Source organism: Desulfovibrio sp. SGI.169, from assembly GCF_050313595.1.
Taxonomy (GTDB): domain Bacteria; phylum Desulfobacterota; class Desulfovibrionia; order Desulfovibrionales; family Desulfovibrionaceae; genus Desulfovibrio.
The window spans coordinates 19470-27356 of sequence record NZ_JBNPLS010000029.1; the positions used below are offsets into that span (position 1 = coordinate 19470).

A 7887-nucleotide genomic window follows, 5' to 3' on the forward strand; every position below is an offset into this window, starting at 1 on the left:
GGAGAGCGTATGGACATCAGCAAATTTACAGAAAAAGCCCGCGAGGCCGTGACCGAGGCTCAGACCGTCGCCGCGGGCATGGGCCATCAGGAGACGGATGCGGAGCATCTGGCCCTGGCCCTCGTACAGCAGGAAAAAGGCATCGTGCCCCGCATTCTGGAGCATATGGGCGTTCAGCCCAGGGCCCTGGCCGTGGCGCTGGAAACCTCGCTGCGCAAGCGGCCTTCGGTTTCCGGCGGCGGCATGGACCCCACCAGGATCATGATTACCCCGCGTCTGGCCAAGGCGCTGGGCGAAGCCCAGAATGAGGCCCGGCGGATGAAGGACGAATACGTCAGCGTGGATCATCTTTTTGCCGCGCTGACCGATGTGGAGCCTTCTTCGCCTCTGGGCCAGGCCTTCAGGGAATACAAGATTACCCGCGCGGCCTTCGTCAGGGCGATGGAAGAGCTGCGCGGCGGCGCGCGCGTGACCAGCGCCAACCCGGAAGATACATTCGAGGCTCTGGGCAAGTACGCGCGCGATCTGGTGGACGCGGCGCGCCAGGGCAAGATGGACCCGGTCATCGGTCGCGACGCGGAAATCCGCCGGGTTATCCGCATTCTGTCCCGGCGCACCAAGAACAACCCCGTGCTCATCGGCGAAGCGGGCGTGGGCAAGACCGCCATCGTGGAGGGGCTGGCGTTTCGCATCGTCAAGGGCGATGTGCCCGAAGGGCTCAAGGGCCGCAAGCTCTTCGCCCTGGATATGGGGGCGCTTATCGCCGGGGCCAAATACCGGGGCGAGTTCGAGGAGCGGCTCAAGGCCGTGCTTACTGAGGTGGAGAAAAGCGAAGGCCAGATCATCCTCTTCATCGACGAACTGCACACCATTGTGGGCGCGGGCAAAACCGAAGGCTCCATGGATGCGGGCAACCTGCTCAAGCCCATGCTGGCGCGCGGCGAGCTGCACTGCATCGGCGCCACAACGGTGGATGAATACCGCAAGTATATTGAAAAGGATCCGGCTCTGGAGCGGCGCTTTCAGCCCGTCATGGTGGAAGAACCCACCGTGGAGGACGCCATCTCCATCCTGCGCGGTCTGAAAGAACGCTTTGAGGTGCACCACGGCGTGCGCATCAGCGACTCGGCCATTGTGGAAGCCGTGGTGCTGTCGCACCGCTACATCACGGATCGCCAGCTGCCGGACAAGGCCATTGACCTCATTGATGAAGCCGCGGCCATGATCCGCACGGAAATCGACTCCTTGCCGGCTGATCTGGACGAGGTGAACCGCAAGGTCATGCAACTGGAGATCGAGCGCGAGGCCCTGCGCCGCGAGACGGACGAAGCCTCGCGCGAACGCCTTGAGCGTCTGGAAAACGAGCTGGCCGAACTGCGCGGCCAGCAGGCGTCCATGCGCAAACAGTGGGAGAACGAAAAAGGCTCCATCGACACGGCGCGCGAAATCAAGGAGCAGATCGAACAGACCAAGCTGGCCATTGAACAGGCCGAGCGGGCCTATGACCTGAACCGGGCCGCCGAACTCAAGTATTCCAGACTGCTGGAGCTGGAAAAGAAGCTGGCCGCCGTTTCGGGCGAAAGCCGCGAAGGCGACGCCCCGCGCCTGCTGCGCGAGGAGGTGCGCCCCGACGATGTGGCTGAAATCGTGGCCAAGTGGACCGGCATTCCGGTGACCCGGCTGCTGGAGTCCGAGCGCGAAAAGCTGCTGCGCCTGTCCGACCAGTTGCATGAGCGGGTGGTGGGCCAGGATGAGGCGGTCACCGCGGTGGCCGATGCCGTGCTGCGCGCCCGCGCCGGCCTGTCCGATCCCTCGCGGCCCACAGGCTCCTTTATCTTCCTGGGGCCCACGGGCGTGGGCAAGACCGAGCTTTCCAAGGCTCTGGCCGAGGCGCTTTTTGATACGGAAGACAATATGGTTCGCCTGGACATGAGCGAATACATGGAAAAGCATTCGGTGTCGCGGCTCATTGGCGCGCCTCCGGGCTATGTGGGCTATGACGAGGGCGGCCAGCTCACCGAGGCCGTGCGCCGCAAGCCCTACTCCGTGATTCTTTTTGACGAGATCGAAAAGGCCCATCCAGACGTGTTCAATACCCTGCTGCAACTGCTGGACGACGGGCGACTCACGGACAGCCAGGGCCGCACGGTGGACTTTCGCAACTGCATTGTGATCATGACCTCCAACATCGGCTCCATGCACCTGCTGGACGGCATCGCGCCGGACGGGACGCTCAGGGAAGGGGCGCGGGAACAGGTCATGGAAGAGTTGCGCGCCCACTTCCGTCCGGAATTTCTCAATCGCGTGGACGAAACCGTGGTCTTCCTGCCGCTCAGGCGAGATCAGATCGGCCGCATTGTGGAGCTTCAGCTCAAGCGCCTGCGCGCGCGCCTGGAGGAACGCAAAATCAGACTGGACATGAGCGACGAAGCCCGCAATTTTGTGGCCGAGGCGGCCTATGATCCGATCTATGGCGCGCGTCCGCTCAAGCGCTATCTGCAACAGGCCGTGGAGACGCCCCTGGCCCGTGAGCTGGTCAGCGGCCGCATACGCGACGGCCAGCATGTGCGCGTGGAGGTCGGGGACGGTCGACTGGATTTCGTAACCGTATAAGCGGCAATCGTCCCGGCTGCGTGTGTTCCGGGGGGCAGACTACGGCTCTTTTGTCTTCTGCCTGCGTCAAAAAGGCTTTTTATGTCGGCCAAGCGCCGCAAGAGTGCATTCCCTTCACAAAAAGCCTTTTTCTCTGGCGTAGAACAAAATTTCTCGCAATGTGAACGCGGCCTTGATGCAAAGCGGCCTTTCTCCGGCTGAGCCCGGAGAGAGGCCGCTTTTGCGCGGATGCCCCGCCTTGCCCAAAGTCAGCGAAGAGGCTATTGCTTTGCCTGCGCCACGCTGATGCGCCGCGTGTTCCTTCATGCGTTGCGGACAGCGTATGAGCGCGAGCTACTCAAGGAGTGTTTTCATGCCGAAAAATGCGGCTCTTATTCTGGCGGCGGGCAAGGGCTCCCGCATGCATTCGGATCGTCCCAAGGTTTTGCAGTCTCTGCTGGGCGAGCCCATGCTGGCCTATGTGCGCGCGGCCCTGCGGCCGGTTTTTGGTGAAAATGTCTGGATGGTGGTGGGGCATCGGGCTGAAATGGTGGAGGCGGCCTTTCCTGATGCGCGCCTGGTCTTTCAGGCCGAACAGCTCGGCACGGGGCATGCCCTGATGCAGGCTCTGCCCGCGCTTTCCGAGGCGGGCTGCACCCATCTGCTGGTGGTCAACGGCGACGCCCCCCTGTTTTCCGAAGCTCTGGCGCGTGACTTCCTGGCCGAAGCCGCCGGCGCGGATCTGGCTTTCGCCACCATTGTGCTGGACAATCCCGGCGCGTATGGCCGGGTGGTGCGCAAACAGGGGCAGGTGTGCGGCATTGTGGAAGCCAAGGACTACAATCCGGCCCTTCACGGCCCGGAGAGCGGCGAGGTCAACGCGGGCATGTACCATCTCAGCCTGGCCGCCGTGGAAAGCCTGCTGCCGCGCCTGGGCAACGACAACAAGAGCGGCGAGTATTACATCACCGACCTCATTGCCCTGGCCGTGGCTGAAAACTATACCGTGCGCGGCGTGGAGTGCGGGCGGGACGACAGCCTGCTGGGCGTCAATTCTCCGCTGGAGCTTGCCCGCATGGAAGAGCTGCTGCGCGCCCGCACGGCGGAACGGCTGCTGGCTTCAGGCGTGATTCTGCACGCGCCGGATCTGATTCGCGTGAGTCCGCTGGCCCGTATCGAACCCGGCGCGGAACTGACCGGCCCCTGTGAGATATACGGTCGCACGGAAATACGGCGCGGGGCTTCTGTGGCCTCGCATTGCGTGGTGCGCGACTGCCTGATTCGAGAGGGCGCGGAAATCAGGGCGTTCTCTCATCTTGAAGGCGCGCAAGTTGGCGAGGGCGCGCTGGTGGGGCCCTTCGCGCGCCTGCGGCCCGGCGCGGAACTGGAGGCCGAATCCCATGTGGGCAATTTCGTGGAGCTGAAAAAGACCCGTCTGGGCAGGGGGGCCAAGGCCAATCACCTGAGCTATCTGGGCGATGCCCGGATTGGCGCGGGCGCGAATATTGGCGCGGGCGCCATCACCTGCAATTACGACGGCAAGCACAAATATCAGACCTGTATCGGTGAAAAAGCCTTTATCGGCAGCAATACGGCCCTGGTGGCTCCGGTCAGCGTGGGCGACAATGCTCTGGTGGGCGCGGGTTCGGTTATCACCAAGAATGTGCCCGCCCATGAGATGGGTATAGCCCGTGGTCGCCAAAAAAATTTGCCCCGCAAGGGGTAGCCGGCTGAGGGCGTGGCGTAGCCTGCGGGGCTTGCTGTCGCCATCCGTAGGGCCTTGCGGCCAACGGCTGGCGCAGCCCGTGGTCGTCAGAAGAATTTGCCTCGCAAGGGATAGCCGGCTGAGGGCGTGGCGTAGCCTGCGGGGCTTGCTGTCGCCATCCGTAGGGCCTTGCGGCCAACGGCTGGCGCAGCCCGTGGTCGTCAGAAGAATTTGCCTCGCAAGGGATAGCCGGCTGAGGGCGTGGCGTAGCCTGCGGGGCTTGCTGTCGCCATCCGTAGGGCCTTGCGGCCAACGGCTGGCGCAGCCCGTGGTCGCCAAAAAAATTTGCCCCGCAAGGGGTAGGCGGCTGGCGCATGCTCGTGGGGCAATTCCGTCTCCATGACGCGCTTTTGAACTTTCCATTCTTGCCAAGGCCGGGGGCCGGTGCTATCTAGACCTCATGGAACTTCTGGAACGGCTTGAATTCCGTGTTACGGAACTTCTGGACAGACTGGACCGCCTTGGGGCGGAAAATGCCCGTCTTCGCGCCGAATCCTCCGCCGTTGTGGCGGAACAGGCCGTTCTGGAAGAAGAAAACCGCAAGCTGCGCGATGCCCTGACACGGGAGGAACATCTGCGCGTCGAAGCGCTCAGGCGCATTGACGCCCTGTTGCACCGCATTCAAGAGCACGACAGCGTTGAGTAGGTTTTTGTGAGTCAGGAAAACATCAACCTTACTGTTCTCGGGTTTGAGATATCCTTCAAACCCGGCGCCGACATGGGGCGGGTGCAACGTGCCGTGCGGTTGATGGAAGAACGGTTTGCAGACCAGAAACTGAGGTCCCACGGAGGGCAAAGCAAGGATGTTTTGCTGACCTTTCTGGCCCTTGGTCTGGCGGATGATTTGTTGCAGTCGAAGATGAAGCTGGATGATGTGCAGAATCGCATCAATTCCCTGCTTTCTAAAATAGAGGAGTCCGTGTAGACTCTTTTGACGATTTCCCTGGGGTGTGCGAGATTTATGTCTCGGTGCTAACCTGACAAGCAATAAAAATGGACGCCGTCTCTGCTTTTTGTGTGCATGCCCGATCTGTGCGGGAAGCCTGAGAAAAGCATACGGGCGTCCGACCTGGACAACCAGGTTCTGCACCGCAGCCATGACACGGCGCTCTGGGGATTACGCCAGTTTTTTACGGAGTTCTCTTGTCGGGCGCGCTCTTTCCGGGCGGGCTCTTCGTGCAATGCATCCTTTGTGCCGGCATCTCCGGCAGCCAGCCACAGGGTTCACGCTCTCCGCGCAATCCGCTACGGCGATCGCGTCTTTTTCGCGGTTGCCGGTGTCTGCCGGGCGTTATGCCCGTATTCATAAAGAGAGGCTGGTTTCATGGATTTTCTGTTTATTCTAGCGCTTGCGGCGGCCGTGCTGGTGGGGGCGTCGGCCGGCGCTCTGGCGCACCGCTGGGTGAGCGCCAAACGCGTCGGCGATGCCGATGAGTTGGCGAAACGCATTGTGGAAGAGGCGCGCAAAGAGGCGCAGGCCCAGAAAAAAGAAATTTTGCTTCAGGGCCAGGATGATTTGTTTAATCAGAAGCGCGAACTGGAAAACGAATTCAAGGAGCGCGAACGCGAGGTCAAACTCCGGGAACGCAAGCTGGACGAGATGGGCAGCCGCCTTGAAGATAAATTGGAAAAGGCCACCGAGAAAGAGCATGAGCTTTTGAGCACAGAAAAAGACCTGGCCCGCAAGGAGCGCCAGCTGGCCGAATCCGAAGAATTTTTGCAAACCCGCATTGAAGAGCAGGAGCAACGCCTGGCCCAGATTGCGGGCTTTACCGCCGAAGAGGCCAAAGAGCGCCTCTTCTCGGAAATTGAGGTGAAAACCCGTCACGAGTCGGCGCGGATGATCCGCCAGATTGAAATGGAAGCCCGCGAGACGGCCGACCGCAAGGCCAAGGAAATTCTCTGCAACGTCATCCAGCGCTATGCCGGCGATTATGTAAACGAGCAGACAGTCACCGCCGTGCCTCTGCCCAGCGAGGACATGAAGGGGCGCATCATCGGCCGCGAGGGCCGCAACATTCGCGCCCTGGAGGCCGCCACCGGCGTGGATCTGATTATTGACGACACGCCGGAAACCGTCATCCTCTCCGCCTACAGCCCCTTGCGGCGGCAGGTGGCCAGGATGGCGCTGGAGCGTCTGATCCAGGACGGTCGCATACACCCGGCCCGCATTGAGGATATTGTTCAGAAATGTGAGCAGGAGCTGGATGCCCAGGTGCGCGAGGTGGGCGAGCAGGCCACCTTTGACGCCGGGGTGCACGGCATCCATCCGGAGATCGTCCGCCTGCTTGGGCAGTTGCGCTATCGCACCTCCTTTACCCAGAATGTGCTCCAGCATTCGCTGGAGGTTTCCGCGCTCTGCGGCATGATGGCCGCCGAACTGGGCATGGATGTTAAAAAAGCCAAGCGCGCCGGCCTGCTGCACGACATCGGCAAGGCCGTGGATCATGAGGTGGAGGGGCCGCATGCCCTGATCGGAGCGGATCTGGCCAAAAAGTATAACGAAAGCCAGGAAATCATCCACGCCATTGCCGCCCATCATGAGGATCAGCGGCCTTCCACCGCGCTGGCCGTGCTGGTGCAGGCCGCGGACTCCATCTCCGGCGCGCGGCCCGGCGCACGCAAGGAATTGCTGGAGAATTACGTCAAACGTCTGGAAGACCTGGAGGGCATCGCCACCAGCTTCGACGGCGTTGCCAAGGCATACGCCATCCAGGCCGGGCGCGAAATCAGGGTTATGGTCAATTCCGAAAGCGTGGATGACGACACCACCTATATTCTTTGCAAGGACATTGCGGAAAAGATTGAAAAAAATCTGACCTATCCCGGCCAGATTCGGGTCACTGTCATTCGTGAGCGACGGGCCGTGGGCTTCGCCAAGTAGCCATGCCGCTGGGCGAATACGAGATATTCATACTGCTGGAAGGGGCTGCCTGCGTTTTGCTGGCCGCCTCAGCCGCGTTGCGGGCGCGTCAGAACGGGGGGCAGATAGGCGGGGCGGTCGCGCTGGGCCTCTTCTGCGGCCTCTGCCTGCCGCTCATGCGCGAGGCAAGCCATTTGCCGGGTTTCTTTGCGCTGGTGGCGGGGCGGCATATTCCCTGCGCGCTGGGCGGCGCCCTTGCGGGCGGGCTGCTTCTCTCGCTGCCCTGGTGCGGGCGTCATGGAGATGCCCTGTTTTTCTGGCTGGACAGCCTGAGCCTGGGCCTGGCGGTGTGCCTGCAATGCGCGCATCTGTGCTGGGGCGCATCGCTTGAGTGGCCGCACGCGCTGGCCCTGGGCCTGGTTTTCGGCCTTGTGCCGGGCCTTGTGCGGGATGTGGCGGCGGGTGACGCGGCACGTCTGCTGGAAGAGGATTGGTACGCCATGGCCGCGGCGCTGGCGGCCATGCTCTGTCTGGCCCTGTTGCGTTATGGCCTGAATGCGCCCACAGGCGTGACGGCGGGCGCGCTCCTTATGCTGGCCCTGAGATTCTGGCGAAGTCGTAAGGGGCTGTGCTGGCAGGGGATTGCTGGAAAAGGCCAGGTATGACA

The 7887-nt window shown here is 62.1% G+C and carries 6 protein-coding genes and 1 other RNA gene; all 7 read left to right on the forward strand.

What is annotated here, in order from left to right:
- Window positions 1-9 precede the first annotated feature (9 nt).
- The 7 genes from clpB to ACQRA4_RS11820 all read left to right on the forward strand — a co-directional run bounded on the left by clpB (window position 10) and on the right by ACQRA4_RS11820 (window position 7885).
- Entirely contained in the window at window positions 10-2613 is a 2604-nt protein-coding gene (gene clpB, locus ACQRA4_RS11790) for an ATP-dependent chaperone ClpB (RefSeq protein ID WP_427823275.1), read from the forward strand.
- A 352-nt stretch (window positions 2614-2965) separates the two neighbouring features.
- Window positions 2966-4318 carry a bifunctional UDP-N-acetylglucosamine diphosphorylase/glucosamine-1-phosphate N-acetyltransferase GlmU gene (glmU, locus tag ACQRA4_RS11795; RefSeq protein WP_427823276.1) on the forward strand — a complete coding sequence of 451 codons (1353 nt, stop codon included), beginning with the start codon at window positions 2966-2968 and terminating at the stop codon, window positions 4316-4318.
- Window positions 4319-4757: 439 nt separating this feature from the next.
- Window positions 4758-5003 carry a cell division protein ZapB gene (gene zapB, locus ACQRA4_RS11800; RefSeq protein ID WP_427823277.1) on the forward strand — a complete coding sequence of 82 codons (246 nt, stop codon included), beginning with the start codon at window positions 4758-4760 and terminating at the stop codon, window positions 5001-5003.
- Window positions 5004-5009: 6 nt separating this feature from the next.
- Window positions 5010-5282 carry a cell division protein ZapA gene (gene zapA, locus ACQRA4_RS11805; RefSeq protein ID WP_427823278.1) on the forward strand — a complete coding sequence of 91 codons (273 nt, stop codon included), beginning with the start codon at window positions 5010-5012 and terminating at the stop codon, window positions 5280-5282.
- Between the two features lie 12 nt (window positions 5283-5294).
- Window positions 5295-5478, forward strand: a non-coding RNA gene (ssrS, locus tag ACQRA4_RS11810) — 6S RNA.
- 203 nt (window positions 5479-5681) lie between these two features.
- Window positions 5682-7241 carry a ribonuclease Y gene (gene rny / locus ACQRA4_RS11815; RefSeq protein WP_427823279.1) on the forward strand — a complete coding sequence of 520 codons (1560 nt, stop codon included), beginning with the start codon at window positions 5682-5684 and terminating at the stop codon, window positions 7239-7241.
- A 2-nt stretch (window positions 7242-7243) separates the two neighbouring features.
- Window positions 7244-7885: a TRIC cation channel family protein gene (locus ACQRA4_RS11820; protein ID WP_427823280.1), complete on the forward strand. Its 642-nt coding sequence runs from the start codon at window positions 7244-7246 to the stop codon at window positions 7883-7885.
- Window positions 7886-7887 lie beyond the last annotated feature (2 nt).